The sequence below is a fragment of the Microbacterium sp. ARD32 genome, from assembly GCF_031844385.1.
In the GTDB taxonomy this organism is placed as follows: Bacteria; Actinomycetota; Actinomycetes; order Actinomycetales; family Microbacteriaceae; genus Microbacterium.
The window spans coordinates 491,055-517,181 of the sequence record NZ_JAUZVD010000001.1 but is presented as its reverse complement, the minus strand read 5'-3'; the positions used below and the strand labels follow the sequence as shown (position 1 = coordinate 517,181).

The window sequence follows — 26,127 nt, the reverse complement described above, 5'->3', positions numbered from 1 at the left end:
CCGTGGACGTCCGTGGAACACTGGGAGCATGACGCGCGCGACGGTGATCGGCAGCGGGCCGAACGGGCTCGCGGCCGCCGTGACCCTGGCCCGGGCCGGCTATGAGGTCGAGGTGCGGGAGGCGGCGTCCTCCCACGGCGGCGGACTGCGCACGCAGCCCGGGCCGCTGCCCGGCTTCGTCACGGACGTCTGCTCGGCCGTGCATCCGGCCGTACTCGCCTCCCCGTTCTTCCGGGCCTTCGACATCGCCGAGCGCATCGACTGGATCCGCCCCGAGATCGCGTACGCGCATCCTCTGGACGGCGGGCGCGCCGCCGTGGCTTGGCATGATCTCGACCGGACGGCGGATGCCCTGGGCGCGGACGCCCGTGCGTGGTACGCGCTGCTGCGACCGCTCGTGCGCCGCATCGAGGGCGTCACCGACTTCACCGGGAACCAGCTGCTGCGGATGCCCGCGGATCCCATCGCGGCGCTGCGGTACGGCATCCGGGTGCTGGAGCAGGGCACACCCTTCGCGCGCACCACGCTCCGCACCGAAGCGGGCGCCGCGCTGCTGTCGGGCGTCGTCGCGCACGCGAACGCACCGCTGCCCTCGCTCGGGGCTGCGGCGGCCGGCCTGCTGCTGGCGGCGCACGCCCATGCGGCGGGATGGGCGTACCCCCGCGGCGGCGCGCAGCGCATCGCCGACGCCCTGGCATCCGATCTGATCGCGCACGGCGGGGGCATCCGCACCGACCAGCACGTGCGCGACCTGAGCGCCCTCGACTGGGGCGACCCGCGCCGCGGCGATCTGCTGCTGCTCGACACGTCGCCGCGGCTGGCGCTCACGCATCCCGAGGTCCCGGCGCGGTACGCGCGGGCGCTGCGCGCCTTCCGCTACGGCGCGGGCGTGGCGAAGGTCGACTTCGCGCTGGACGCGCCGATCCCGTGGACGAATCCGGATGTCGCGCGCTCCCCCACCGTGCATCTCGGCGGCACGCGCGATCAGGTGTGGGCGAGCGAGAACGCGGTCGCCCGCGGCGAGGTGAGCGAGCACCCGTACGTGCTCGCGGTGCAGCCGTCCGTGCTCGATGACAGCCGAGCGCCGGAGGGCAAGGCCGTGCTGTGGGCGTACATCCACGTGCCCGCGGGCTCGGAGCTGGATGCCACCGAGCTGATCACCCGCCAGGTGGAGCGCTTCGCGCCCGGATTCCGTGACCTGGTGCTGGCCAGCAGTGCGATGCCGGCATCCGCCCGCGAGCTGATCAACCCGGCCGAGATCGGGGGCGACGTGTTCGGCGGCGCGTTCTCGATGCGCCAGGCGTTCCGGCGTCCGGTGCTCTCTCGTGCGCCATGGCGCACGCCGATGCGCGGCGTGTACCTGGCGTCCGCGTCGACTCCCCCCGGCCCTGGTGTCTCGGGCATGTCCGGCTGGCACGCGGCCCGCACCGCCCTGCGCGATGCCGGTCGCCCCCACACCCTCGCCGATCTGTTCTGAAGCCCGTCCACTCGTGCCGAATGCGCGCGAATGGCGCGGATTCCACCGCGTTCGGCACGGATGGACGGGCGGTGACGCGGAGGGAAGAATGGGGGCATGTACGAGATCCCGGCGCCCATGCTGGCGAAGGCGGTCGCGGCCGTGCCCGACGACCCGAAGCGGCCCATGCTGTACGAGCCGAAATGGGACGGCTTCCGCGGACTGATCGCGTGGGACGGCGAGCGACTCGAGATCGGGTCGCGCGGCGCGAAACCGCTCACCCGGTACTTCCCCGAGCTCATCGAGCAGCTGCCGGCGCAGCTGCCCGGTCCGTGCCTGCTGGACGGCGAGATCGTCGTGGCGACCGGTCCCGCCGGCGCGCAGCGCCTGGACTGGGAGGCGCTCAGCCAGCGCATCCATCCCGCGGCCTCGCGCGTGGCGAGGCTCGCCGCCGAGACTCCCGCGATGTTCATCGCGTTCGACCTGCTCGCCGAGGGCGACGACGACCTGCGTGCGCTCCCGTTCCGCGAACGCCGGGCGCGACTGGAGCGGATGCTGGCTGCCGCACGCTCCCCGCTGCACCTGACCCGCACCACCGAAGACGCCGAGCTGGCCCGCCGCTGGCTGGCGGAGTTCGAGGGCGCGGGCCTGGACGGCGTGGTCGCCAAGCCGCTGGATGATCCGTACGCCCCGGGCAAGCGCACGCTCCTGAAGATCAAGCACGCTCGCACCGCGGATGTCATCGCCCTCGGCTACCGCGTGCACAAGAGCGGATCGGGCGTGGGGTCGCTGCTGGTGGGGCTGTACGACGACGACGGCGTGCTGCGGCAGGTGGGCGGCGTCGCCGCCTGGACGGATGCCATGAGAGCGCGCCTCGTCGAAGAGCTCGCACCCCTCGTGGAGCGCGACGCGACAGGACAGGCGGTGGTCGGCGAGGGCGAGCGCTCCCGGTTCACCGGAGCGAAGGACGTGTCCTTCGTGCGGCTGCGTCCCGAGCGCGTGCTCGAGGTGCGCTACGACCAGCTGGAGGGCGCACGCTTCCGGCACACCGTGCAGTTCGAGCGCTGGCGGCCCGATCGCGATGCGCGCTCGTGCACCTACGACCAGCTCGACACGGTCGCCGGCTACGACCTCGCCGACGTCCTCACCTGACCCCACCCCCGTCTATGTGTCACAGATTGCCGTTTCGCGGCCCGGACAGCGGCACTTTACGCCACATAGACGGGCTCAGTCGACGGGCTCAGTCGACGGGGTTGCCCTCGGCGTCCCAGTTCTCGGCGACCTTCTTGCTGGGCTGCACGCGCGGAGGCTCACCGGGCATCTTGGGGAACTCGGGCGGGAACGACAGCTCGCCCAAGCCGTTCTCCAGATCGCGCTCCCACCACTCCAGCAGCGTGTCGATGCGTCCCGGGGACTTCTGCAGGTCGGTCCAGGGGTCGCCGACCTCGGACAGGCGCGCCGGAATGCTCCGCACGGTGAACCGCGTCGGATCCACCTGGTCGAGCTCGTCCCAGTGGATCGGGGTCGACACCGGAGCGCCGACCTTGGCGCGCGGGCTGTAGGCGCCCGCCATGGTGCGGTCGCGGTTGGCCTGGTTGAAGTCGACGAAGATGCGCTGCCCGCGCTCCTCCTTCCACCAGCTCATCGTCACGGCATCCGGCATCCGCCGCTCCAGCTCCCGTCCGGCGGCGATCACGGCATGCCGCACGGTGAGGAACTCCCACTCCGGCACGATCGGGCAGAACACGTGCAGCCCGCGGTTGCCACTGGTCTTGATGAACGGCTCCAGACCGGCCTCGCGCAGCACCTCGCGCAGCGCGTGTGCGGCGACGACCGCTTCGGCGATGCCCGTGCCCGGCTGGGGGTCCAGGTCGATGCGCAGCTCCACCGGGTTGTCGGTGTCGGAGGCCAGCGACGCCCAGGGATGGAACACCACCGTGTTCATCTGCACGGCCCACACGAGGGCACTCGCGCGGTTCAGCACGATCTGCGGATGGCTGCGCCCCGAGTTGTAGGTGACCGTCACGGCATCCACGAACTCGGGTGCGCCCTTGGGCGGATTCTTCGAGAAGAAGCCGCCGGCGCCGGGGTCCCCGCCGTCGGCGGTCGGGCGGATGCCGTCGCGGAACCGCTCCAGCGAGACCGGACGATGCCCGTTCGCCGCGAGGAACGGCTCCGCCACCTGCTGCGCGTACTCGGCGTACTCGGCCTTGGTGATGCCCTCACCGCCGTCGACCGGCCAGATCACCTTGTTCGGGCTCGACAGCGATACCTCGCGCTCGCCATCGGCATCGGTCACGGTCACAGTCACGCGCTCGGAGGCCATGACCCGACTTTAGGCGGTCGTCTCGGCCGAACACAGGGGGCTTGACGAACGGCGACGAGCACCGGCGCGCGTCAGCACGCGGATGCGCGCCCGCTCAGTCGTCGCCGAGATCGACCGCAAGCACCAGCAGCGCGCTGAGGTCGTCGCGCTCGATCGCGATCGAGGGGCCGGCGATGTCGACGAGGATGCCCGCGATCTCCGCGTGCTCGCTGAGCACCTTGCCCAGCTGCTCGGGCTCGAACGGCATCGGCTGGTCCTTGCGCCCGAGCGCCACGACTTCGAGGGGATGCGAGAAGAGCTGCAGAAAGCGGCGCCCATCCGCGGTGCGCGCCTCGGCGATGCCGACGGGCTGACCGTTCGAGCCGTCGTTGATCGCCACCCAGCTGCGGGTTGCGGCGAGCGCCTCGGCGACGCGCACCGGAGTCTGCTGGTCGCGCGGTGCGGCCAGCAGCGTCTTGATGCGCATCTGCGGGTCGCCCTGCTCGAGGGCGCGCTGCAGCAGCTCGGTCGGGAAGACCACGCGGTGCGGGGCGGAGCTGTTGTCGATGATGATGCCGGTGAAGCCGCCGCCGACCACCTGCTGGTAGACCTCGGTCGCGGGCTGCGCGATCGCGGAGGTGGATGCGGCGTCCTCCTCGCTCTGCACGGATGCCCGCAGAGCAGCGCCGGAGCTGTACGCGAGCATGAAGGTGCGGTCGCCGTCGCGCACGATGCCGACGGACAGCGGCTTGCCTGCGGCGACCTGCTCGCGGGCGTCGCCGCTCACACGCAGGTACAGGTGCCCCTGCAGCGACTGCCGCATCACACCGAGCAGCTGCTCGTTGCCCGCGCCCTCCTCGAGCTGCTGCAGGGCCTCGCGCAGCAGAACGTTGTCGACGAGACCCTCCACGGTGTGGGTCTGCTGCGGCGGCTCGGCGGGCGCGAGCGGCAGGCGCGGGCCGCCCATCGTGAGCGGGGCGGCACCGGGCGCCGCCGGCGTCTGCGGGCGCTCGGCCGTCGCTTCGGCACCGGACGCACCGGCACCGGATGCCGCGGTCTCGTCCGGCAGCGTGACCTCGGGGCCGGCCTGTGCGCCGACGCCGCGGAAGGCCTGTACCGAGATGCCGACCTCGGGCACGGCATCCTCGGCCGTCTCGGACTGCTCCGCGGCCGGCGCCTCGGATGGCGTCGCCTCCTCGACCGCCTCCGGGGCGGGTGCCTCCTGCTCGGCATCCGGCTTGTCGACGTGCTTGCTGCGGCGGGAGAAGAGGGCCATGCGTCCCAGCCTAATCGGCTTCCTCCGGCGCGACTTCGCCGATCCGCCAGGCCGCAGCGGCACGCTGCTGCCTGTGGAACCGGGCGAAGCGCCCGTCGCGCGCCAGCAGCTCGTCGTAGCCGCCCTCTTCGACCACGCGCCCGCGTTCGAGGAACACGATGCGGTCGGCCGAGCGGATGCTGCTGAGCCGGTGCGCGACGATCACTCGCGTGCGCGGCACGGGATCACCGGTGAGCGCGGCGGCGATGGCGGCCTCGTTCTCGGCATCCAGCGCGCTCGTCGCCTCGTCCACCAGCAGGACCGGGGCGGGCTTGAGCAGAGCGCGGGCGATGGAGACCCGCTGCCGCTCGCCGCCGGAGAGCGCCGACCCCGCCTCACCCGCTCGCGACTCCCAGCCGTCGGGCAGCTGCTCGACGATGGCGTCCCTGTCGAACACCGGCGCGCCCGTGCGGTAGCCGAACCCGACGCCGTCGAACCGCACGCCTTCGGCGCGGGCGGATGCTGCGGAGGCGGATGCTGCTGCCTCGGAGGGTGCGGATGCTGCGAGTTCGTCGTCCTCGATCACACGCTGCACGCGCGTGGCGGCCAGCAGACCGTCGCGCAGCCCGGAGAGCCCGTAACCGATGCCGAGCAGGCGGGAGCCGAAGGTGGTGCCCAGCAGCAGGAACGGCAGCAGATCGAGCGGACTCATCGTGCCGTCGGTCACCCACAGCGTGCCGAACACGCAGATCAGCAGCAGGAAGGTCGTGGGCCGGGTGGCCAGATCCATCACGGTCTTGGCGCCGATGAACGGGCGCTGCCAGTCGGAGAGGAAGCGCACGTACTCGCCCAGCCGGGCACGGAAGGTGGATGCGGCGGCGCCGCCGAACACCCGCACCACAGGCTGCGCCTCCAAGTATGCGCCGGCCTCCTTCTGCATCCGCTCCGCCCAGCACAGCGCCTTCGGGGTGGAGTCGTACGAGCGCAGCACCATCAGGTACATCGCGACGGCGTAGACCAAGCCCCACTTAAGCACCCCCGGGAAACGGCACCGGTCCGCACACCGGGCCCGCCCGTAGCATGGGCGTATGACGGCCCCCGAGAAGCTCTCCGACATCGTCACGTCGTTCCTCGACGTCGTGCACGACCGGCTCGTCTCGGACCGGCGCGGTACGGTCGCCGATTACATCCCGCAGCTGGCCGACACCGATCCGGAGCTGTTCGGGATCGCCCTGTGCGGACTGAACGGCCGCGTGTACGAGAGCGGCGACACCGATGTCGTGTTCACGATCCAGTCGGCGTCGAAGCCGTTCGTGTACTCCCTCGCCCTCGACGATCAGGGCCTGGACGCGGTGCACGCCCGGGTGGGAGCAGAGCCGAGCGGCGAGGCGTTCAACTCGGTCAAGCTCGAAGCGGGCACCGGTCGTCCGCCCAACCCGATGGTCAATGCGGGTGCGATCGTGACCACCTCGCTGGTGCGCGGAGACTCCGCCGAGGAGCGCTTCGCGCGCATTCTGGCCCGGCTCAGCGCCTTCGCCGGGCGCGACCTGCGCGTGGACGAGGCGGTCTTCGCGTCGGAGCACGAGTCCGGTGACCGCAACCGCGCCCTGGCCTATCTCATGCGCGGTGCCGGATCGCTGACCGCTCCGGTGTCGGAGACCCTGGACACCTACTTCCGGCAGTGCTCCGTGCTGGTCACCGCGCGCGACATCGCGGTGATGGGCGCGACGCTCGCCAATGGCGGAGTCAATCCGGTCACGCAGCAGCGGGTCACCAGCGCTGAGACCTGCCAGCACGTCATGACGATCATGGCCACCTGCGGCATGTACGACTACGCGGGCGAGTGGCTGCTGCGCGCCGGGCTCCCCGCCAAGTCGGGCGTCGCCGGCGGGCTGGTCGCGAGCTCGCCGGGTGAGTTCGGGCTGGGGCTGTTCAGCCCGAGGCTGGATGCCAGCGGCGCGAGCGTGCGCGGGGTGGCGGCCGCCCAGCGGCTGGCGACCCGGTTCGGACTGCACGTGCTGCATCGCCCGCTCACGCTGTCGGCCGCCGAGGTGACGGCCGCGAACGACGAGCTCGCCGCGGGGCTGGGGGCCGAGCAGGATGCCGTGGCCAGCCAGCTGCTGCAGCAGAACGCCGACGATCTGGCGGTGTGGCGCCTGCGCGGCTACATCGACTTCGACGGTGCCGAGCGCCTGCTGCTCGACCTCGACGCGTGGCTGGCCGCCCGCCCCGCTGACCGTGATTCGCCCGCCGTGATCGTGCTGGATCTGACCGAGGTGACGCAGCTGCAGTCGGTGGCGGTGTGGATGCTGGCGGCCCTGGCCACCTGGTGCCGCGCCCGCGGCATGCGGGTGATCGCCAGCGACCCGCAGGGCCGCAGCCTGGGTGTCGCCGGCCTGTCGCAGTCCGCCGACTTCGACGACGCGGTGCGCGATGCGGTGGCGATGACGGGGGCTGGGCCCGACACGGACTGAGTCGCCGCCGGCTCAGAGCTTCTGGATCGGCGCGATCTTGATCAGCAGCTTCTTCTGGCCGGCGGTGTCGAACCGCACGTGGGCGATGCGCTTCGCGCCCTCGCCGGTGACGGCCTCCACGCGCCCCTCGCCGAAGTCGTCGTGACGGATGCGGTCGCCGGCGGCCAGCTCGAGATCGCCGTTGTCGCGCACCTTGCCGGTGACCTTGTTCGGGAAGCGGTCCATGGCCGTGGACAGCGGCTTCAGTCCGCCGCCCTTCGGCAGGGACGTGGGCGCGAACCGGTCGCTCTCCCGGCCGTCACCACCCCAGCCGCCGGACCTGCGCGCGTTCAGCGCCCGCGATTGCATTCCGCCGCGGGAATTCACATCACCGGGCGATTGGCGCCAATCGATCAGCTCGGCGGGGATCTCCTGCAGGAACCGGCTGGGCATGGCCACCGACACCTCGCCGAACTGAGCGCGGGTCATCGCGAGCGACAGGTGCAGCCGCTTGCGGGCACGCGTGATGCCCACGTAGAACAGTCGCCGCTCCTCCTGCGGGCCGCCCGGCTCCCCCGCCGAGATGCGGTGCGGGATGAGGTCCTCCTCGACGCCGGTGACGAACACCGCGTCGTACTCCAGCCCCTTGGCGGTGTGCATGGTCATCAGCGAGACCACGCCGGATTCGTCGTCGAGGTCATCGGCATCCGAGACCAGCGCGACCTCGGTGAGGAAATCCACGATCGTGCCGTCGGGGTTGTTGCGCGCGAAGTCGCGCGCCACGGCCACGAACTCGTCGAGGTTCTCCAGCCGCGCCTCGTCCTGCGGGTCGCGGCTGGCGCGCAGCGCGTCGAAGTAGCCGCTCCGGTTCAGCAGCACGGTCAGCCCCTCGGCCACCGACGTCGACGGCGGCACCTCGCCGGAGGCCGGCTGCAGGATCTCGGAGGCCTCGGTCAGCACGGCGTCCAGCTGCGCGATCGCCGCCTGCAGCTTGGGCCCGACACCGAGCTCGGCGGGATGCCGCAGCGCGTCGCGGAAGCTGATGCCGTGCTGCTCGGCGAACATCGCGATCGAGGTCTCGGTGACAGCGCCGATGCCGCGTCGGGGTTTGTTGAGGATGCGGCGCACGGCCATCTCGTCGGCGGGATTGGCCACCGCGACCAGGTACGCCAGCGCGTCCTTGATCTCGGCGCGCTCGTAGAACTTGGTGCCGCCCATGATCTTGTACGGCACGGCCGAGCGGATGAAGATCTCCTCCAGCGCGCGGGACTGCGAGTTGGTGCGGTAGAAGACCGCCATCTCGGAGTACGCGACGCCGGAACGCCGCAGCTGCTCCACCTCGTCGGCCACGAACTGGGCCTCGTCGTGCTGCGAGTAACCGGTGAACCCGACGATCTTCTCGCCCGCGCCCTTGTCGCTCCACAGGTTCTTCGCCTTGCGGTCGAAGTTGTTGCCGATCAGCGCGTTGGCCGCCGAGAGGATGTTCTGGGTGGAGCGGTAGTTCTGCTCGAGCAGCACGACCTTCGCGCCGGGGAAGTCGCGCTCGAACTCGGTGATGTTGCGGATGTCGGCACCGCGGAACGCGTAGATCGACTGGTCCGAGTCGCCCACCACCGTCAGCGACGCCCCCTCGACGCCATCGCCCTGGGGCGCTGAGCCCGTCGAAGCGTCCGGCTCGAAGATCATCATGCCGTTCATCTCGAACTGGGTCCCTGAGCCCGTCGAGGAGTCCGCCTCCGCCGACGCGTCCACGGGCTTGGTCAGCTCGCGGATCAGCGCGTACTGCGCGTGGTTGGTGTCCTGGTACTCGTCCACGAGGATGTGGCGGAACCGGCGCCGGTAGACGTTCGCCACCTTCGGGAACGCCCGGAACAGGAACACGGTCTGCGCGATCAGGTCGTCGAAGTCGAAGGCGTTCGCCTTCTGCAGCGCCCGCTGGTAGTCGGCGAAGATGTCGGTGAACTTGCGCTCGGCGGGGTCGGACATGTTCGCCTGCCTGGCGTGCCCCTCGGCATCCAGCAGCTCGTTCTTGAGCTTGGAGATCCGCGACTGCACCGCCCCGGGGGTGAGTCCGTAGGCATCCGCCTCGTGCTCCTTGACCAGCCGCTTCAGCAGCGCGCGCGAATCGCCGGAGTCGTAGATCGTGAACGACTTCGTGAACCCGAACTGCTCGGCCTCGCGCCGCAGAATGCGCACGCACGCCGAGTGGAACGTGGAGATCCACATGCCCCGCGCCACATCGCCGACGAGCCCGGCCACGCGCTCGCGCATCTCGCCAGCGGCCTTGTTGGTGAACGTGATCGCCAGGATCTGGCTGGGCCACGCCTCGCGCTGCCGCAGCAGCAGGGCGATGCGGCGGGTGAGCACGCTCGTCTTCCCCGACCCGGCACCCGCGACGATCAGCAGCGCGGGGCCGCGGTGGGTCACCGCCTCGAGCTGCTGGGGGTTCAGTCCGGCGAGCAGCGCGTCGGCGCCGTCGGAGGGGCGCGGCGCGGAGGATGCGGGGACAATGAGTGGCGCGTCGGTCATGGCCATACGAGTCTAGGCGCGGCATCCGACAGCCGACTCCGCGAGCGCCGCTCGACTCACCGGAAGACGGCCACCCCCAGATCCGGGTGATCGACGAACACTCCATCCACGCCCGTCGCGGCGATGGTCCGCCATTCGCCCTCGTAGTCACCGAAGGCGGCCTTGCCGCCGCCGGCGCGGAACGGGGCTGACAGGAACCGGTTCTCGGGCCGGCAGGTCCAGGTGAACACCCGCAGGCCCCGGACGTGCGCGTCGGCCACGATCGTGCTGTCCGGCTGCAGCAGCATCCGCTTGTCGACGCTGATCCCGTCGACCTGCCCGACCAGGGCATCCAGTCCCGCCGGCGCGACGATCGAGGCGTAGTCCGGTGCCGCGCGTCCCTCGGCCGCGACCAGATCGAACGGCTTGCCGCTCGCCTCGATCAGGTACACGAAGGATGCCGCGATCCCGGTCCGGCGCAGCCGCGTCAGCACCGTGGACTCGAAGCACTCGATCACCAGCGGCAGGTCGCCGGTGGCCCAGCCGCCCGCCCGCAGGTCCCGTTCGATGAGGGGAGCCAGGTCGAGCCCGATGGACGCGAAATAGGTGGCGTGCTTGACCTCGAGGACCATGCCGATCTCACGGCCGTGCTCGACGGATGCCGCACTGATCAGCCGCATCAGCTCGGTCAGCCGCAGGATCGGCTGCGCGTCGTCGAAGGTCGCGCTGGAGGTGCGGATCTTCGGCAGTCTCTCCCGCACGCGCAGGGTGGACAGCTCGTCCCAGGTGAAGTCCTCGGTGAACCAGCCGGTGAGGGACTGCCCGTCGATCCTCTTGGTGGTGCGGCGGTCGGCGAACTCCGGATGCTGGGCCACGTCGGTCGTGCCGGAGATTTCGTTCTCGTGCCGGATGACCAGCACGCCGTCCTTGGTGGCGACCACGTCGGGCTCGACGGCATCGACCCCCAGCGCGAACGCGAGTTCGTAGGAGGAGCGACTGTGCTCGGGGCGGTACCCGGGCGCGCCGCGATGCCCGATGATCAGCGGTGATTTCCTGGGCACGCTCTCAGCGTAAAGCACCCCGTTCATAGGGTTGCGCGGCTATCGTTGTAGAAAGAGTTGACCGATCCCTCGGGAGCAGAGGCCACCCATGAGCAATTTCGTCTTCAACAACCAGGCATTCCAGCAGCAGGATCCGCGGAAGGTCGCCACCTATCCGGGCGCGCCCCAGGGTGCGCAGCAGGGCCGGCAGGGCCAGTATGCGCCGCCGCCGCCCGCCGCCGCGCAGACCGCCGCCTTCCAGCAGGCGGGAGTGAACGCCGCCGCGCAGGCCAACCTCGAGGGCATGTACGCCGCACCGCCGGCCGGAGCCATCGAGACCGACCGGATGACGGTCGAGGACACCATCTGGAAGACCGCCGGCCTGTTCGGCATCCTGCTCGTCACCGCGGTGGTGGGCTGGGTGTGGACCGCGTCGGCGCTGCCCAGCACCGGCCAGCCGAACATGATGCCGTGGATCATCGGCGCGCTGGGCGGCTTCGTGCTGGCCATGGTGGTCACCTTCACCTCGCGCAAGAAGGTGCGCCCCGCGCTGATCTTCGGTTACGCGGCCTTCGAGGGCCTGTTCATCGGCGGCATCTCGTCGTTCTTCGAGGTAATGTGGCCCGGCATCGTGATGCAGGCGACTCTGGCCACCGTCGCTGTGGTCGGCGTGACCCTGGCGCTGTTCGTCAGCGGCAAGGTGCGCGCTTCGGCCAAGATGAGCAAGATCGTGCTGATCGCGATGATCGGCTACCTGGTGTTCTCGCTGCTGAACGTCGTGCTGATGTGGACGAATGTGCTGCCCGGCGACCTGATGTTCGGCATGCGCAGCGCGCCGAGCCCGCTGTTCGGCATCCCGTGGGGTGTGCTGATCGGCATCTTCGTGGTGTTCCTGGCGGCCTACTCGCTGGTGATGGACTTCGATCAGATCCAGCAGGGGGTGCGCAACGGCGCTCCCCGCAAGTACGGCTGGCTGGGCGCCTTCGGCATCATGGTGACCGTCGTCTGGCTGTACGTCGAGATCCTGCGCATGCTGGCGATCCTGCGCGGCAACGACTGACGCCACCCCGACAGCAGACGAACGGCCGCTCTCCTCGGAGGGCGGCCGTTCTCACGTGCGGGAGCACTTAGCACACCGCCGGGAACGCACACAAGGGCCTACCTGTTCCGCCGCGGCTGCGCCACGCTCGGATCGTGGCAACATGCCGCGTCGAACAACAGAACGGAGACTCCATCATGGGCTTCCTCGGATTCCTTCTTCTCGGGCTGATCGCCGGTGCGATCGCCAAGCTGATCCTCCCCGGCAGGCAGGGCGGCGGCTGGTTCGTCACACTGCTGCTGGGCGTCGTCGGTGCCATCATCGGCGGTTGGATCGGCAGCCTCTTCGGGCTCGACATCTCGGGCTTCTTCGATCTCGGCACGTGGCTGTGCGCCATCGGAGGATCGATCATCGTCCTCCTGATCTACGGCCTCATCGTCGGACGGGGCAGCCGCAGCAGCGCCTGACCCTCGCAACGCGACGGTGGCCCGTCTCCCGCTGGGGAGGCGGGCCACACGCGTGTCCGCGGCCGGCCCGCTCCGCGCGGATCCGCGCGAACGATCCCGCCCTGCCATGATGGTTGTCACGGCAGGGGGCCGGTTCCACGACCGGGCCCGCGAGCGGGAGGGGACTCGATGCGTGGACCTTGGAAGACGATCACGGCGCTGACGAGCACAATCGCGCTGGCGGCCGGGCTGGTGCTGGCCGGTGCGGGAGCAGCATCCGCCGATACCCCGGCCGACCTCGACCCCGGCTTCGTCACCGACGCCTCCGGAGTGCTGGACGATGCCGCGCAGGCCCGGCTGGAGCAGCAGCTGTCCGAGCTCGCAGGCAAGCCCGACCGCCCCGAGCTGTACGTGATCCTGGTTCCCGATTTCGAAGACCCCGACAACGCGCTCGCCTGGGCGGATGCCACGGCTCTGCGCAACAACCTCGCACCGGATCAGTACCTGCTCGCGATCGCCACCGAGGGCAGGAGCCTGGCCATCTCCGCCGAGTACGGCGGCGACGGCGTCGCCGCCGGCCCGCTCTCGGAGAGCCGCGTGCTGAGCATCGAGGATCACCTCGGCGGCGAGTACCTGGCGGACGACGACTGGTCCGGCGGCATCTCCTACGTCGCCGGCGAGTTCGACAAGGTGCCGTGGCCGTGGTGGGTGTGGGTGCTGGGCGTGGCCGTGCTGGCGCTGATCGTATTCGCGGTCGTGCGCCTGGTCGTCTACCTGCGGCGCCGCGCTGCGCTGGCCGCGGAGCTGCGCACGCTGGAGGGGCAGAAGAAGCGCGCGGCGCGTCTGCTGGTGAGGGCCGACGAGGCGGTGAAGACCAGCGAGCAGGAGCTCGGCTTCGTGACCGCGGAGTACGGCGAGGAGACCACGGCCGAGTTCACCTCGGTGCTCGAGGAGTGCCGCGCGCGACTGGACCACGGCTTCCAGCTGCTGCAGAAGCTCGAGGACGCCATCGAGGACACACCCGCGCAGACCCGCGCCTGGACGGACGAGATCATCGCGCTGTGCGCGCAGATCGATCGCGACCTCGACGCCCGCACGCAGCGGCTGGCGTCGCTGCGCGCTCTCGCACAGGGCTCCGCCAAGACGCTCGCACGGCTGCAGACCGCACGGGATGAGGCCGCCCACCTGCAGCAGGATGCCGCGCAGCGCCTGGACGCGCTGCGCGCAGCCTTCCCGCCGGCGGCGCTGGTGGGAGTGACAGGCAACGCCGACGAGATCGGCGACCGGCTGCGGGATGCCGATGCCCAGCTGGCCGCGCTGGAGAAGGCCGTGAAGGCGCACAGGGCGAAGGCGATCTCGGATGCCGTGCACGAGATCGAGCGCCTGCTTGCCGAGGCGACCGCGCTGCGCGACGCGGTGAAGGCGCAGGCCGACGCCCTCGCCGCGGGTGCTGCGGGCAGTGGCGCAGCCGGGGCGGATGCTGCGCAGAAGAGCACCCTGGAGCTGGCGCGGGCCGCCGTGCATGCCGCAGACCTCTCCGCACAGGCGCGGCCGGCGGACGTGAACGCACTCGCGTTGACCCGGCTGAACCTGGCCAAGCGCCAGCTCGCTCAGGCCGAGGCATCCGCTGATCCCGCACGGGTCGAGCTGCTCGCCTCCTCAGCCCTGAGCGTGGCCGAGCAGGTGCAGTCGCTCACCTCCGCGCCGACCGCGCCGATCTCCGGCCGCTTCACCCGCTCCTCGGCCTCCGCGACCGGCTCGGCGCAGCACATCGTGCACCACACCGCGCCTTCGCGCCCGAGCTGGAGCGCGCAGAGCGCGGCATCCAGCCGCGACGATGACGGCCGCGGAGGCAAGGCCGTGCTCGGCGCCCTCGGCGGGGCCGTGCTCGGCTTCTTCAGCAGCCTGAGCATCGCCGACGGCAACGGCGGCGCGATCGTGCTGTTCATCATCCTCGGTGCCGTCTTCGGCGCGCTCTCCGGCGCCTTCGGCGGCCAGGGCGGCGGTTCTTCGTCGGGCTGGGGCGGATCGTCGTCCCGGCGCTCGTCGTGGCACAGCTCCTCGCGCTCGTCGCGCTCGCACTCGTCGCGGTCGTTCAGCAGCCGCTCGTCGGGAAGCCGCTCCTCGGGACGCTCGGGCGGGCGACGCTTCTAGCCGGTCGCCGCTTCTGGCCGGTCGCCCCGCGGCGGCGTAGCCTGGGGCGATGACGGCGACGCTGGCGGACAGCATCCGCACCGGGCTGCAGGAGCTGGCCGATCCGGCGATCGCTCCGGCCCAGCAGTCGTATCTGAAGTCCACCATGCCGAATCTCGGCGTGCGGGTGCCCGCCGCGCGTGCGCTCGTGCGTCGGCTCGCCAAGGGCGAGACGGATGCCGGGGTGCTGCAGCAGACGGCGCTGGAGCTGTGGCGTCAGGCGGAGTTCCGCGAGGAGCGCTACGCGGCGCTGGCGCTGATGGCGCTGCCCGCACTGCGCGGCGATCCCGCGACGCTGCCCGTGCACGAGGAGATGATCCGCAGCGGCGCCTGGTGGGACTACGTCGACGAGGCCTCGCACCGGCTGCGGGAGCTGCTGGATGCCGATCCCGAGCGGTTCGCGGTGGAGATGCGCATCTGGGCCGACGACGAGGATTTCTGGGTGCGCCGCGCCGCGATCATCTGCCAGGTCGGGCGGAAGGGTGCCACCGATCTCGGCCTGCTCGAATACGCGATCCTCACGAACATCGACGATGACCGGTTCTTCATCCACAAGGCGATCGGCACGGCGCTGCGCGAGCTCGCCAAGAGCAACCCCGGCTGGGTGCGGGCGTTCGCCGCACAGCATCCGCTCTCCCCGCTCTCCCGCCGAGAGGCGCTGAAGCACCTGGCGTGAGCCGCGCGGGTCAGCGCGTCGAAGAATGTGATCAGTGGGCGCCGGATCAGCGGCGGGACGGTGTCAGCGACGCCGCGGTGTCAGCGGCGGGGCGGGGACGCGAGGGCTGTGCGGGTGGCGGAGGCGAGGGCGGCCATCGCGGCATCCTCGCTCCAGGCGGATGCCGCGGCCGGGGCCTCCGCGGCCAGGCGCGCCTGCAGCGGGGCGTCCGTGAGCACCCGCCGGATCGCATCAGCCAGCGCACCCTCATCACCGGAGCGGACGAGCAGCCCTCCCCCGCGACGCAGCGCGTCACCGGGACCGTAGCGCACGTCGTAGGAGACGACCGGGCAGCCGGCGGCGAGCGCCTCGACGATCGACAGCCCCTGCCCCTCGTACGCGGTGGCGGTGACCATGAGCGACGCCCGGCGCAGCACGGCATCCGGGTCGTCGGTGCGGCCCATCAGCCTGACCCGCTCGCCCGCGCCGAGCGAGCCGATGAGCTCGGCGACGGACGCCGAGGACGGCCCGTCGCCCCAGATCTCCAGGCGCGTGCCCGGGACGTCCGCTGCGAGGAAGGCGCGCACCAGGTGGTCGACGCGCTTGCCCGGGGCGAGCCTGGAGACGCTGACCACGAGCCCCGTCTCGCGATCGGCGTCGCTCGCCTCAGGAAGGCGGATGCCGTGCGGCGCGACCAGGTTCACGGCATCCCCGCCGAACCGGGCCTGCACATCATCGCGCTGCGCCGGCGTGGGCCAGATCACCGCGTCGAACCGGTCGCTGACGGCGAACCAGCGGCTCCACAGGGCGTTCAGCGGAGCATCCGCCGTGTACGGCGGCTCCAGATGCATGGTGTGGATCGCGTGCACGATGCGCGCGCCGGGATTCGACCACTCCGCCAGCAGCTCGCCGAGCTGACGAGACTCGCAGATCACGACCACCGGGCGGGCAGACTGCTCCACCAGCTGATCCAGCCAGGCGCGGTACAGCCCGCCGAAGCCGGGCAGCGTGCCGATGACGTCGCCGTGCTCGTCGTACACCCGCACCGGCGCCGTGCTCAGATGCCAGTCCGGGTTCCCCTGGATCACCGGCAGCGCCAGGCAGGGCCGGCCCTCGGCATCCGTCAGCTCGCGGTAAGAGTCGGCCGTGCTCTCCGTCGAGGCGGGGGTGGATGCCGCGCGCAGCCACCCCGCCGCACCGCCCTCCGGCGCACTCGCCTCGTCGAACAGATTGCGAAGCGGGATGCCGGCGGGCAGCATCCCCAGGCGGGCGAACTCCGCGCGATGAGCGGCGTGCGCTGCGGCATCCGCGGGATCGACGGTGAGCACCTGCACGTCGGCGCCGTGCTCCGCCAGCTGCCGCGCGCGGGCGGCGGTGGCGATCGTGTAGCCGCCGTCGAGGCCTGGGACCAGCCGGCTCGACAGCACGAGAAACGCCGCGTCGGGGAACCCTTCGATCCCCACGCCCCACTCCGAGCGCCGCTCCGCGCCGCACGGAGCCTCGGGGGCGCGTGGGCCCGGCTCAGGGACCGACTGGCCGGGGGCGGAATCCGGCAACAGCGCTCACTCCCACTCGATGGTCGCCGGCGGCTTGGAGGTCACATCGAGCACGACGCGATTGACCTCGCGCACCTCGTTGGTGATGCGGTTGGAGATCTTCGAGAGCACGTCGTAGGGCAGGCGGGTCCAGTCGGCGGTCATTGCGTCCTCGCTGGAGACCGGTCGCAGCACGATCGGATGACCGTAGGTGCGGCCGTCGCCCTGCACCCCTACCGAGCGAACGTCGGCGAGCAGCACGACCGGGCACTGCCAGATGGTCTGGTCCAGTCCGGCCTTGGTGAGCTCCTCGCGGGCGATCGCATCGGCCTCGCGCAGCACCTCGAGACGCTCACGGGTCACCTCGCCGATGATGCGGATGCCCAGACCTGGGCCGGGGAACGGCTGGCGGCCGACGATCGCCTCGGGGATGCCGAGCTCGCGGCCGATCGCGCGCACCTCGTCCTTGAACAGGGCGCGCAGCGGCTCGACCAGCTCGAAGTCGAGATCTTCGGGCAGGCCGCCCACGTTGTGGTGCGACTTGATGTTCGCGGTGCCCGCGCCTCCGCCCGACTCCACCACATCCGGGTAGAGGGTCCCCTGCACCAGGAACTTCACGGGCGCGCCGCCGGATGCCTTCGCCTCTTCGACCAGGTCGCGCTGCACCTGCTCGAAGGCGCGGATGAACTCGCGGCCGATGATCTTGCGCTTGGTCTCGGGGTCGGTGACGCCGGCGAGGTGTCCCAGGAAGGTGTCCGCCGCATCGACGGTGATCAGGCGCACCCCGGTGGATTCGACGTAGTCCTTCTCGACCTGTTCGCGCTCGCCCTTGCGCAGCAGCCCGTGGTCGACGAACACCGCGGTCAGCTGGTCGCCGATGGCCTTGTGCACGAGGGCGGTCGAGACGGCGGAGTCCACCCCGCCGGAGAGCGCGGAGATCACCCGCGCGTCGCCGACCTGCTCGCGGATGCGCTCGAGCTGCTCGGCGATCACGTTGTCGCTGTTCCAATCGGCCGGCAGACCCGCACCCTTGTGCAGGAAGTTCTCGATGATCGCCTGGCCGTGGTCGGAGTGCTTCACCTCGGGGTGCCACTGCACGCCGTAGAACCGGCGCTGCTCGTCGGCGAAGGCGGCCACCTTGGTCGCGTCCGTCGTGGCGAGCACGTCGAATCCCTCGGGGGCACGGGAGACCTGGTCGCCGTGGCTCATCCACACGTTCTGCTCGGTCGGCTGGCCGCCCAGCAGCGTGCTCTCGCCCGCGGAGACGTGCGCGTCGGTGGCGCCGTACTCGCGCAGCCCGGTGTTGGCGACCTCGCCACCCAGGGTCTGCGCCATGTACTGGAAGCCGTAGCAGATGCCCAGCGTCGGCACGCCGAGCTCGAACACGGCGGGGTCCAGGCGTGGCGCGCCCTCTTCGTACACCGAAGACGGCCCGCCCGAGAGGATGAGCGCGACAGGGTTCTTCGCGGCGATCTCCTCAGCACTAGCGGTGTGCGGCACGATCTCGCTGTACACGCCGGCCTCGCGAACGCGGCGGGCGATCAGCTGCGCGTACTGCGCACCGAAGTCGACGACGAGCGCGGGGCGCTGCTGGGTCTCGGTCTGCTCGGTCAACGGGCACCTTCCGTGGCGGGGTTCTGAGTCGCTGAGCCTGTCGGGTCGGTGGCTTCGCGGCGGGCGAGATAGGCCTTCACGTCGCGGGCCACCCGCGTCTCCATGAAGAACGACAGCAGCGGGATGACGCCGCCGAGGGCGAGCAGGATGAACCGCGGGAAGCGCCAGCGCATCATGCTCCACATCCGGAAGCAGGCGAACAGGTACACGACGTAGAACCAGCCGTGCACGATCAGGATGCCGAGCGAGAGGTTGACACCGTCTCCGGTGGACTCGAGTCCCTCGGGCCCCTCGACGACATCGGCGAACCACAGGAATCCGCCTGAGCCGCCCAGGAAGAGCTCGAGGCGGATGGGCGTGTACTTCAGCACCATCTCCGCACACAGCAGCAGCAGCATGACGCCGGTGATGATCGAGGCGATCTGATAGAACTTCAGCGCCCCGCGGATCGCCGGGAAGCTGGCGATTTTCGGCTCTGGCATGCTCCCCAGTCTAGACGTCGTGCACGCACCGTTCCGCCGCGCGATCCCGGCCGCAAGCGGCGAGGACCGCCGGCCGCACGCGGTGAGGGCCGCCGGGATCGCTCCCGACGGCCCCCACCGTGCTCGCGGACACTCAGCCGCGGATCGGATCCCGCAGGATCAGAACCAGCCGCTTCAGAACCAGCCGCGGAACAGGTCCAGCACCCAGTCGATGATCTCCTTGATCACGTGTCCGATGCCGCCCTTCCGGTTCACGTGCACCACCGCGGTGGCGGCATCCCCGTCGGCCTGCGCTGCGGCGACCGTATAGGTGCCCGGGTGGGTCGCCCTCGGCACGGTCACGGATGCCGAGAACGAGCCGTCCTCGCCGACCTCGACGGTGCCGAGCCGGATCGCGTCGCCCTTCTTCGGCCGCAGCTCGAGGGTGACGGTCTCACCCGGCTGGTAGCCCTCGCCGGTGATCTTCAGCGCCGTGCCCGCGGCCACCTTGGACGAGCCGAGCGAGATGGTCCCGGTGAACTCGCCGGGCTCCTCCGAGCCGGTGACGGTGAACGGCACCTCCGCCGACGTGCCGGTTCCGGCGACGGACACGGTGAGCTGCTGCGCGCCTTCCACGCCCTCCGGGACGGTGAAGGTCAGGCTCGCCCTGCCGACCTCGTCGGTGGCATCCACCACCGTCGTGTCGACGGCTCCCGCGGCGAGCACGGTGTCGCCCAGTGAGAGCGTCACATCGCCGGGCGCCTGCTCGTTCGTGCTGAACGCGAGCGAGGAGAGGTCGACCGTCACCTGGTCGCCGGCGCTGTATCCGTCGGCGTCGGGAGCGCTGAGGGTCGCACCCACCGCGCGCTGAGCGAGATCGGGCGACGCGCTCTGGTTCTCGTCGAACCAGTCGACCATCGACTGCAGGTCCACCTTGCCGGTGTCCTTCTGGTCGGCGCCCTCGGCGAGGGTGGCGAAGTTGTCTCCGCCGGCCGCGAGGAACGAGTTCGCCGCCACCAGGTACGACTCCCCCGGATCGACGGCCGTGCCGTCGAGCGTGATCGAGGTGATGTGCGAGCCCCGTGCGGCCGTCGGGTCGTACGTGTACTGCAGTCCGTTCGACACGCCCAGCTTCAGGAACGGACGCGAGGCGCCCTCGGGCTGCCACTGTTCCTCGAGCACGGACTTCAGCTGCGCTCCGGTGAGCTGCATGGTCACCAGCGTGTTGGCGAACGGCTGCACGGTGGCGGCCTCACGGTAGGTCACGTTGCCCGCCGGATCGCTGTCCGAGGTCGCCGCGTACTTCAGGTCGGTGCGGAGGCCGCCCGGGTTCATCAGCGCGATCTGCGCGCCGGTGGACCACTGCTGCACGTCGGCGACGAAGTTGCCGATGGTGGACTCGCCACCGCGGTTCTCGGTCTTGCCGTCGCTCTGCAGCGCCCGGTTGAAGTCGCCGGTGATCTCTCCGACCTTCACGGCTCCGAGTTCATCGGCCTTCTGCTTCGCCGCATCGACGATCGTCTGCACCTCTTGCACGGCCGGGTAGTTCGGCACCCAGACCGATTTGCCGTCGGCGCCCTTCTCCTCGTGAGCCAGCGGCTTGATCTCGTTCGTGATCGACAACAGCTCCTTGGTCTGCGCATCGACCTGCAGGTTCATCACGCCCATGTTCTCGCCGTACTGCCCCGCCGAGACGACCGGCCGGCCGTCGATGACGTGGTTGTACGCCAAGTGCGTGTGCGCGGAGACGATGGCATCCACATCGTCATCGACGCCGTAGACGACCTGACCGAGCGCCGAATCGGGCGTGATGCTGTCCACCGCGGTGGTGGTCGCCCCCTCGTGCACGAGCAGGATCACCACGTCGGCCTCGCCGTTGGACGGGTCGCCGTCGCGCAGGTCGTCGGCCACCGCGTTCACGGAGTCGGGGATGCTGCGCACCTCGAGGTCCTTGATGCCGTCGGGCGAGACCAGACTGTCCAGATCCTCGGTGACCGCTCCGACGAACCCGACGCGCACGCCGTCGACGTCCTTGACCCAGGCGGGGGCGACAGCCGGCTCGCCGGTCTCGGTGACGAAGACGTTCGCGTTGATGTACTCCCAGTCGGCCAGGTCCTGCACGCGATCGCGCAGATCGGCCCAGCCCTGGTCGAACTCGTGGTTGCCCGTCGCGCTGACCTCCAGCCCTGCGGCGTTGAGCGCCTCGATGGTCGGCACGTCGTTGTCGATGAACGAGGTGAAGGTGGATGCCCCGATCAGGTCACCCGCCGCAGCGAAGATCGTGTTCGGGTTGGCGTCGCGCACCGACTGCACGGCACCGGCGAGCACGGCAGCGCCCGCCGCCTTGCCGTCGGCCTCGATCCGGCCGTGGAAGTCGTTGATCGTGGCGATGTCGATGCTCACCGGCGGCACGCTCGCCGAGACGCCCACGACGATCGGGTCGTGGTCGCTGGAGCGGAACGGCGTGCCCGACTCGGTGGCGCCGAACGCGTACCCGCGGTCGCTCCACTCCGGCGAGTTGATGCCCCACACGCCCGCACCGGTGATCGATGCCGCCAGCGACGGCGACGCGATCACGTGATCGAGCGAGCCGAGCTCGCCGTCGAAGGTGTACGTGTACTGCCCCTTCGCCTTCTCCGGCACCAGGTCGCTCCAGCCGGCGTCGGTGAAGACGTCGATGGGATCCTCCTGGGCGTACGAGTTGAAGTCGCCGATCAGCAGCATGTCGCCGCTGCCGCTGTCCTGCTTCAGCTGGTCGGTGAACTCCAGCAGCGAGGTCGCCTGCGCCACGCGGTCGGCGTTGAACCGGCCCTGGCCGTCGGCCGGTTCCGGCCCGTCGCCGCCCTTGGACTTGAAGTGGTTGGCCACCACGGTCACGGTGCGCCCGTCGATGTCGAACGCCTGCGCGATCGGCTCGCGCGCGTTGCCCCAGACGCTCTCGTCCTGGATGGTCTGCGCATCGCCCTTCGGGGTGACGGCATCCTTGCGGTAGATGATCGCGCTGGTGATGAAGTCAGTGGTCGCCGCGTCGTCGAGCGCCTCGGGCGTGGGAACGTACGCCCACTCGTCGGAGCCGAGCGCCGCGTTCAGGCCGCTGACCAGGTCGGCGAGCGCCGAGTCGATGCTCTTGCCGAACTTGATCGAGTTCTCGATCTCCATGAGCGACACGATCTCGGCATCCGTGCCGTTGATCGCCGCGACGATCTTCGACTTCTGGATGGCGAACTGGGCCGCATCCCGCGCACCGCGCGCGTTGGAGTCGTCCGCACTCAGCGTGGTGAAGTAGTTGTACACGTTGAACGACGCGACCTGCACGTCGCCGCCGACCGAGGGCACCTCGGGCCGCGGGTTGTTCGTCGTGAACGTCACCTTCTCGGACGCCGGCGAGGCGCTGTTCAGCGGAGTGACCGGCTGCAGGCGCCAGTCGTCGTGGTCGTACTGCAACACGTAGGCGTTGTCGCCGAAGTCCACGGCGTCGCCGTTGCGGACCACGACGTCCTTCGTGAAGTACGGCTGGTCGCCCTCGTGCGCGCTGTTGGTGACGGTGATGCTGTAGCCGTCGTCGAGCAGGATCCGATCGGCGCGATTGGATGCTGCGATGGCGTCCGCCGCATCACCGGGCTGCTCCAGCTCGGTGCTCTTGACGTTCAGCTCTCCCGGGTTCAGCCACAGCGTGCCGTAGTTGTAGAGCTGGTGACTGGAAGCCACCAGGTAGTCGCCCGTGGGCGCGACGAGCATGTTCTCGTACGCCTCACGGTCGGCGCCCACCACCGAGGCGGGAAGAGGTGCGGCCGCGGGCACACCGACGCCGGCGGTGACGAGTGCGACATCCGAAGCGGACGCCGGGGTGATCTGCGTCTGGCCGAAGCGCTCGCTCACTGTGCCGTCGACCGAGACCAGGTCGCCGATGCTGCCGGGCACGGTCTTGCCGCCCAGGTAGACGAAGATGCCGTCCGAGGCGCCGGGCGTGGTGTCCTCGCCGGGGGTCTGGATGACGATGCCGTCGTAGCCGCCCGTGCGGTAGTCGGCGGTGATGACGCCCTCGACGCTGACTCTGTCCCCGGCCAGCGGGGACTCGTCGCCGGTGCCCTGCACGTCGGCGATCGCGACCTTCTCCCCGGGCTCGGGCTCAGGATCCGGTTCGGGGTCCGGGTCGGGATCGCTCGCCGCGGTCTCGCCCCGGGAGTTGGTGGGTGTGATGGATGCCGACAGCGAGAAGTCCTTGCTGTTGTCGTCTGTGTCCTTCCCGTCGGTGCGGTTCATCGACCCGGCATCCGCGTTGCTGCTCGGCGCCGGCGCCGGCGCCGTCTCGAAGGTCTTCGAGGACCCGTAGCCGAGCAGATCGACGATCCCGTCGACGCCGACCAGCGACCCGGTCTCCGGCGAGATGGCGGCGGTGCCCTCCACCAGCGCGAGCGTGCCCTTGGTGCCGCTGAAGGCCGCGCCGGTGGTGGCGTCGGGAGCGGGCAGCTCGGCGCCCGCGTCGCCGTTGCTGTTCCCCTGCACCAGGTAGTACCCGCCCGCGGGGATCGATCCGGTCAGCTCGACGACGGCGGAGAACGCCGCGCTGCCGGTCGCAGACCGGTACTGCAGCGACATGCCGTCCAGTGCGATCGCCTTATCGGTCGGGTTGTACAGCTCGACGAACTTGTTCCGGAACGCGGCGCCGCTGCTCCCCCCGGAGAGCGCCGCCTCGTTGATCACCACGCCGGTGCCGTCGACCGCGGCGAGGGCGGGAGCCGCGCTCAGCGAGCCGAATCCCAGCGCGAACGCGGTGGTCATCGCGAGGGCGCACACGCGCGCTCGATTCCTGTGGTGCGGAGCGGGGGCCGTCACGGCCACCGCATTGGGAGCGGACATCTTCACTGCTGTCTCCTCGGGTCCGGATGGACGCCGGGTCTCGTGAACCCGGCGCCGTGAGCGCCGGTGGGCGCGCACAGTGCGACCCTAGAACCGCCTTCTGACATCGGGCAAGGAACTGGACGGATGTTGGCCGATCGGCCATCCGATGGTCACCGAAAGTGCACCCGATCGGGGACTCTGCTCAGCCGGCATCCGCTTCGGCGTCGGATGCCGTGCCCGCAGCATCCTCGAACTCCTCCACCTCGCGCTCCCAGGCGTCCTTCGCCAGCCGGTACCAGAGGTAGAACGCGAACCCGGCGAACACCGCCCATTCGGCCGCGTAGAAGATGTTCAGCCAGTTGATCGGCGACTTCTCCTGCGGAGGCGGCGAGCTGATGTCGACGAGTCCGTCGGGAGCGGTGACGGATGCCAGGTACGGGCGGTACACGTTCAGCTCGTCGATGTCGTGCCAGCGCGCCAGCAGCGCCGCCGGCGACATCCGCACCAGCTCCTCGGGATCGGAGCGCGGCGGCACCTCCACACCCTCGTCGTCGATGAGCCGGCCGGTGATCTCGGCGGCGACCGCGCCCCTCTTCTCGAGAGCGGCGGCCGCGGCATCCGCCCTCTCGCGCGTCGGGGCCCACCCGACCGCGACGGCGATCGAGGTGCGCTCGGCCACGCGCAGCTGGCCGGTGACCCAGTAGCCTTCGACCCCGTCGTTGAAGCGCTGCGAGACCACGATGAAGTCCCCCGGCACCCACGTGCCCTCGGTGCGCGCGCGCTGTCCGCCCAGCTGCTCGCCCAGGTACTGCCCGGGCTCGATCACGTCGGTCAGCGGGCGCACCTGCTCGGTGGCTCCGGGCGGCGGCGGATCGGTGTCGACCGCGCGAGACAGCTGCCACTGGCCCAGCCAGGCGAACACGCCGGCCACCACCAGGCACAGCGCGAGCACGCCGATCCAGCGCCCGCGCAGCATCACCTCGCGCAGGGTGGGCGGGAACTCCTGCGGTGCGAGCGGCGCGCTGCCGGTCATCCCAGCTCGTACGGCGCGAGCACGACCTCGACGCGCTGGAACTCCTTCAAGTCGGAGTAGCCCGTCGTCGCCATGGACTTGCGCAGCGCCCCGATCAGGTTGGCGGTGCCGTCGGCGACGGGAGCCGGCCCGTACAGGATCTCCTCCAGGTTCGCGACGCCGTCCACCGCCACGCGACGCCCGCGCGGAAGCTGCGGGTGGTGGGCCTCGGCGCCCCAGTGGAAGCCCTGGCCCGGGGCATCCGTCGCCCTGGCGAGCGCGACGCCGAGCATCACGGCATCCGCCCCCATCGCGAGAGCCTTGACCATGTCGCCCGAGGTGCCCACCCCGCCGTCGGCGATCACGTGCACGTAGCGTCCGCCGGACTCGTCGAGGTAGTCGCGCCGGGCGGCGGCGACGTCCGAGACGGCGGTGGCCATCGGTGCGTGGATGCCGAGCGTGACCCGCGTGGTGGAGGCCGCTCCCCCGCCGAAGCCGACCAGCACGCCGGCGGCTCCGGTGCGCATCAGGTGGAGGGCTGCCGTGTAGGTGGAGGCGCCGCCGACGACGACGGGCACGTCGAGGTCGTAGATGAACTTCTTCAGGTTGAGCGGCTCGGCCACGCTGGAGACGTGCTCGGCCGAGACCGTGGTGCCGCGGATCACGAACAGGTCGACACCGGCCGCGACCACCGTCTCGTACAGCTCCTGCGTGCGCTGCGGGGTGAGGGAGCCCGCCACCGTCACTCCCGCGTCGCGGATCTCGGCCAGGCGCTGCTTGATGAGCTCGGGCTTGATCGGCTCGGAGTACAGCTGCTGCATCCGCGTCGTGGCGCGCTCAGCCGGCAGCGCCGCGATCTCGTCGAGCAGCGGCTGCGGGTTCTCGTAGCGGGTCCAGAGGCCTTCCAGATCGAGCACGCCCAGGCCGCCCAGCTGGCCGAGCATGATCGCCGTCTGCGGGCTGACGACCGAGTCCATCGGCGCGCCGAGCACCGGGATGTCGAACGAGAACGCGTCGATCGACCACGCCGTGGAGACGTCCTCGGGGTTGCGGGTTCGTCGCGACGGCACGACCGCGATGTCGTCGAACGTGTACGCGCGGCGCGCGCGCTTGCCTCGGCCGATCTCGATGTCCATGCTCACCTCACCAGACTACCCGGCGACGTGCGCGGGGCCGCTTCCGCAGGCGCAGGCGCGGGCCGGGTCAGCCGGCCGAGAACAGGAGAACAGCCCAGAACAGGAGCATCCGACCGCTTCTTCTCCTGTTCTCGGTCATTCTCCTGTTCTGGGCAGTGCCCGACTTCTCTCCACAAC

The 26,127-nt window shown here is 70.6% G+C and carries 18 protein-coding genes; 7 read left to right on the top strand and 11 right to left on the bottom strand.

Features of this window, described 5'->3' with window-relative positions; genetic code table 11:
- Positions 1–28 precede the first annotated feature (28 nt).
- Complete coding sequence (locus Q9R19_RS02380; RefSeq protein WP_311254745.1) at positions 29–1,477, top strand: NAD(P)/FAD-dependent oxidoreductase; 1,449 nt, start codon at positions 29–31, stop codon at positions 1,475–1,477.
- Positions 1,478–1,573: 96 nt separating this feature from the next.
- Positions 1,574–2,608: an ATP-dependent DNA ligase gene (locus Q9R19_RS02375; protein ID WP_311254744.1), complete on the top strand. Its 1,035-nt coding sequence runs from the start codon at positions 1,574–1,576 to the stop codon at positions 2,606–2,608.
- 88 nt (positions 2,609–2,696) lie between these two features.
- Here the strand turns inward: Q9R19_RS02375 and Q9R19_RS02370 are convergent, their stop codons facing one another.
- From Q9R19_RS02370 to Q9R19_RS02360, 3 genes are all read right to left on the bottom strand, one after another.
- Entirely contained in the window at positions 2,697–3,782 is a 1,086-nt protein-coding gene (locus Q9R19_RS02370; RefSeq protein ID WP_311254743.1) for an ATP-dependent DNA ligase, read from the bottom strand.
- 94 nt (positions 3,783–3,876) lie between these two features.
- Positions 3,877–5,037, bottom strand: a complete 1,161-nt coding sequence (locus tag Q9R19_RS02365) for an SseB family protein (protein ID WP_311254742.1) — start codon at positions 5,035–5,037, stop codon at positions 3,877–3,879.
- A gap of 10 nt (positions 5,038–5,047) precedes the next feature.
- Positions 5,048–6,037, bottom strand: coding sequence for an ATP-binding cassette domain-containing protein (locus Q9R19_RS02360; protein WP_311254741.1), 990 nt, complete (start codon positions 6,035–6,037; stop codon positions 5,048–5,050).
- Between the two features lie 67 nt (positions 6,038–6,104).
- Here Q9R19_RS02360 and glsA point away from each other — a divergent pair, with 67 nt between their 5' ends.
- Positions 6,105–7,490, top strand: coding sequence for a glutaminase A (glsA, locus tag Q9R19_RS02355; RefSeq protein WP_311254740.1), 1,386 nt, complete (start codon positions 6,105–6,107; stop codon positions 7,488–7,490).
- Positions 7,491–7,502: 12 nt separating this feature from the next.
- Here the strand turns inward: glsA and Q9R19_RS02350 are convergent, their stop codons facing one another.
- On the bottom strand, positions 7,503–9,998 hold the full coding sequence (locus Q9R19_RS02350) for a UvrD-helicase domain-containing protein (protein ID WP_311254739.1): 2,496 nt from the start codon (positions 9,996–9,998) through the stop codon (positions 7,503–7,505).
- 56 nt (positions 9,999–10,054) lie between these two features.
- Positions 10,055–11,038 carry a glycerophosphodiester phosphodiesterase family protein gene (locus Q9R19_RS02345; RefSeq protein ID WP_311254738.1) on the bottom strand — a complete coding sequence of 328 codons (984 nt, stop codon included), beginning with the start codon at positions 11,036–11,038 and terminating at the stop codon, positions 10,055–10,057.
- 88 nt (positions 11,039–11,126) lie between these two features.
- On the opposite strand from Q9R19_RS02345, the gene Q9R19_RS02340 reads away from it, so the two are divergent.
- The 4 genes from Q9R19_RS02340 (at position 11,127) to Q9R19_RS02325 (ending at position 15,371) form a co-directional block, all read left to right on the top strand.
- Entirely contained in the window at positions 11,127–12,077 is a 951-nt protein-coding gene (locus Q9R19_RS02340) for a Bax inhibitor-1/YccA family protein (RefSeq protein ID WP_311254737.1), read from the top strand.
- 176 nt (positions 12,078–12,253) lie between these two features.
- Positions 12,254–12,523 (top strand): GlsB/YeaQ/YmgE family stress response membrane protein, encoded by a 270-nt coding sequence (locus Q9R19_RS02335; RefSeq protein ID WP_311254736.1) that lies wholly within the window; start codon positions 12,254–12,256, stop codon positions 12,521–12,523.
- A 168-nt stretch (positions 12,524–12,691) separates the two neighbouring features.
- Positions 12,692–14,656, top strand: coding sequence for a TPM domain-containing protein (locus tag Q9R19_RS02330; RefSeq protein WP_311254735.1), 1,965 nt, complete (start codon positions 12,692–12,694; stop codon positions 14,654–14,656).
- 49 nt (positions 14,657–14,705) lie between these two features.
- Positions 14,706–15,371, top strand: a complete 666-nt coding sequence (locus tag Q9R19_RS02325) for a DNA alkylation repair protein (RefSeq protein WP_311254734.1) — start codon at positions 14,706–14,708, stop codon at positions 15,369–15,371.
- Positions 15,372–15,451: 80 nt separating this feature from the next.
- On the opposite strand, the gene Q9R19_RS02320 is transcribed toward Q9R19_RS02325, so the two are convergent.
- The 6 genes from Q9R19_RS02320 to Q9R19_RS02295 all read right to left on the bottom strand — a co-directional run bounded on the left by Q9R19_RS02320 (position 15,452) and on the right by Q9R19_RS02295 (position 25,950).
- Positions 15,452–16,813: a glycosyltransferase gene (locus tag Q9R19_RS02320; RefSeq protein ID WP_311254733.1), complete on the bottom strand. Its 1,362-nt coding sequence runs from the start codon at positions 16,811–16,813 to the stop codon at positions 15,452–15,454.
- 99 nt (positions 16,814–16,912) lie between these two features.
- A complete protein-coding gene (guaA, locus tag Q9R19_RS02315; RefSeq protein ID WP_311254732.1) occupies positions 16,913–18,499 on the bottom strand; it encodes a glutamine-hydrolyzing GMP synthase in 1,587 nt (528 codons plus the stop codon).
- Complete coding sequence (locus Q9R19_RS02310) at positions 18,496–18,981, bottom strand: DUF3817 domain-containing protein (protein ID WP_311254731.1); 486 nt, start codon at positions 18,979–18,981, stop codon at positions 18,496–18,498. The genes guaA and Q9R19_RS02310 overlap by 4 nt, the downstream gene beginning before the upstream one ends.
- A 174-nt stretch (positions 18,982–19,155) precedes the next feature.
- Positions 19,156–23,820 (bottom strand): ExeM/NucH family extracellular endonuclease, encoded by a 4,665-nt coding sequence (locus Q9R19_RS02305; RefSeq protein WP_311255847.1) that lies wholly within the window; start codon positions 23,818–23,820, stop codon positions 19,156–19,158.
- Between the two features lie 184 nt (positions 23,821–24,004).
- A complete protein-coding gene (locus Q9R19_RS02300; RefSeq protein WP_311254730.1) occupies positions 24,005–24,835 on the bottom strand; it encodes an SURF1 family cytochrome oxidase biogenesis protein in 831 nt (276 codons plus the stop codon).
- A complete protein-coding gene (locus Q9R19_RS02295; RefSeq protein WP_311255846.1) occupies positions 24,832–25,950 on the bottom strand; it encodes a GuaB3 family IMP dehydrogenase-related protein in 1,119 nt (372 codons plus the stop codon). Before Q9R19_RS02295 ends, Q9R19_RS02300 begins: the two co-directional genes overlap by 4 nt.
- Between the last annotated feature and the right edge of the window lie 177 nt (positions 25,951–26,127).

What these genes read in the sequence shown, in the direction of transcription:
- Q9R19_RS02330 (WP_311254735.1), top strand. Translation starts at nt 12,692, where the DNA reads ATGCGTGGACCTTGGAAGACGATCACGGCGCTGACGAGCACAATCGCG.
- Q9R19_RS02380 (WP_311254745.1), top strand. Translation starts at nt 29, where the DNA reads ATGACGCGCGCGACGGTGATCGGCAGCGGGCCGAACGGGCTCGCGGCC.
- glsA (WP_311254740.1), top strand. Translation starts at nt 6,105, where the DNA reads ATGACGGCCCCCGAGAAGCTCTCCGACATCGTCACGTCGTTCCTCGAC.
- Q9R19_RS02305 (WP_311255847.1), bottom strand. Translation starts at nt 23,820, where the DNA reads ATGTCCGCTCCCAATGCGGTGGCCGTGACGGCCCCCGCTCCGCACCAC.
- Q9R19_RS02300 (WP_311254730.1), bottom strand. Translation starts at nt 24,835, where the DNA reads ATGACCGGCAGCGCGCCGCTCGCACCGCAGGAGTTCCCGCCCACCCTG.
- Q9R19_RS02370 (WP_311254743.1), bottom strand. Translation starts at nt 3,782, where the DNA reads ATGGCCTCCGAGCGCGTGACTGTGACCGTGACCGATGCCGATGGCGAG.
- Q9R19_RS02335 (WP_311254736.1), top strand. Translation starts at nt 12,254, where the DNA reads ATGGGCTTCCTCGGATTCCTTCTTCTCGGGCTGATCGCCGGTGCGATC.
- Q9R19_RS02350 (WP_311254739.1), bottom strand. Translation starts at nt 9,998, where the DNA reads ATGACCGACGCGCCACTCATTGTCCCCGCATCCTCCGCGCCGCGCCCC.
- Q9R19_RS02310 (WP_311254731.1), bottom strand. Translation starts at nt 18,981, where the DNA reads ATGCCAGAGCCGAAAATCGCCAGCTTCCCGGCGATCCGCGGGGCGCTG.
- Q9R19_RS02375 (WP_311254744.1), top strand. Translation starts at nt 1,574, where the DNA reads ATGTACGAGATCCCGGCGCCCATGCTGGCGAAGGCGGTCGCGGCCGTG.
- Q9R19_RS02365 (WP_311254742.1), bottom strand. Translation starts at nt 5,037, where the DNA reads ATGGCCCTCTTCTCCCGCCGCAGCAAGCACGTCGACAAGCCGGATGCC.
- Q9R19_RS02340 (WP_311254737.1), top strand. Translation starts at nt 11,127, where the DNA reads ATGAGCAATTTCGTCTTCAACAACCAGGCATTCCAGCAGCAGGATCCG.
- Q9R19_RS02295 (WP_311255846.1), bottom strand. Translation starts at nt 25,950, where the DNA reads ATGGACATCGAGATCGGCCGAGGCAAGCGCGCGCGCCGCGCGTACACG.
- Q9R19_RS02325 (WP_311254734.1), top strand. Translation starts at nt 14,706, where the DNA reads ATGACGGCGACGCTGGCGGACAGCATCCGCACCGGGCTGCAGGAGCTG.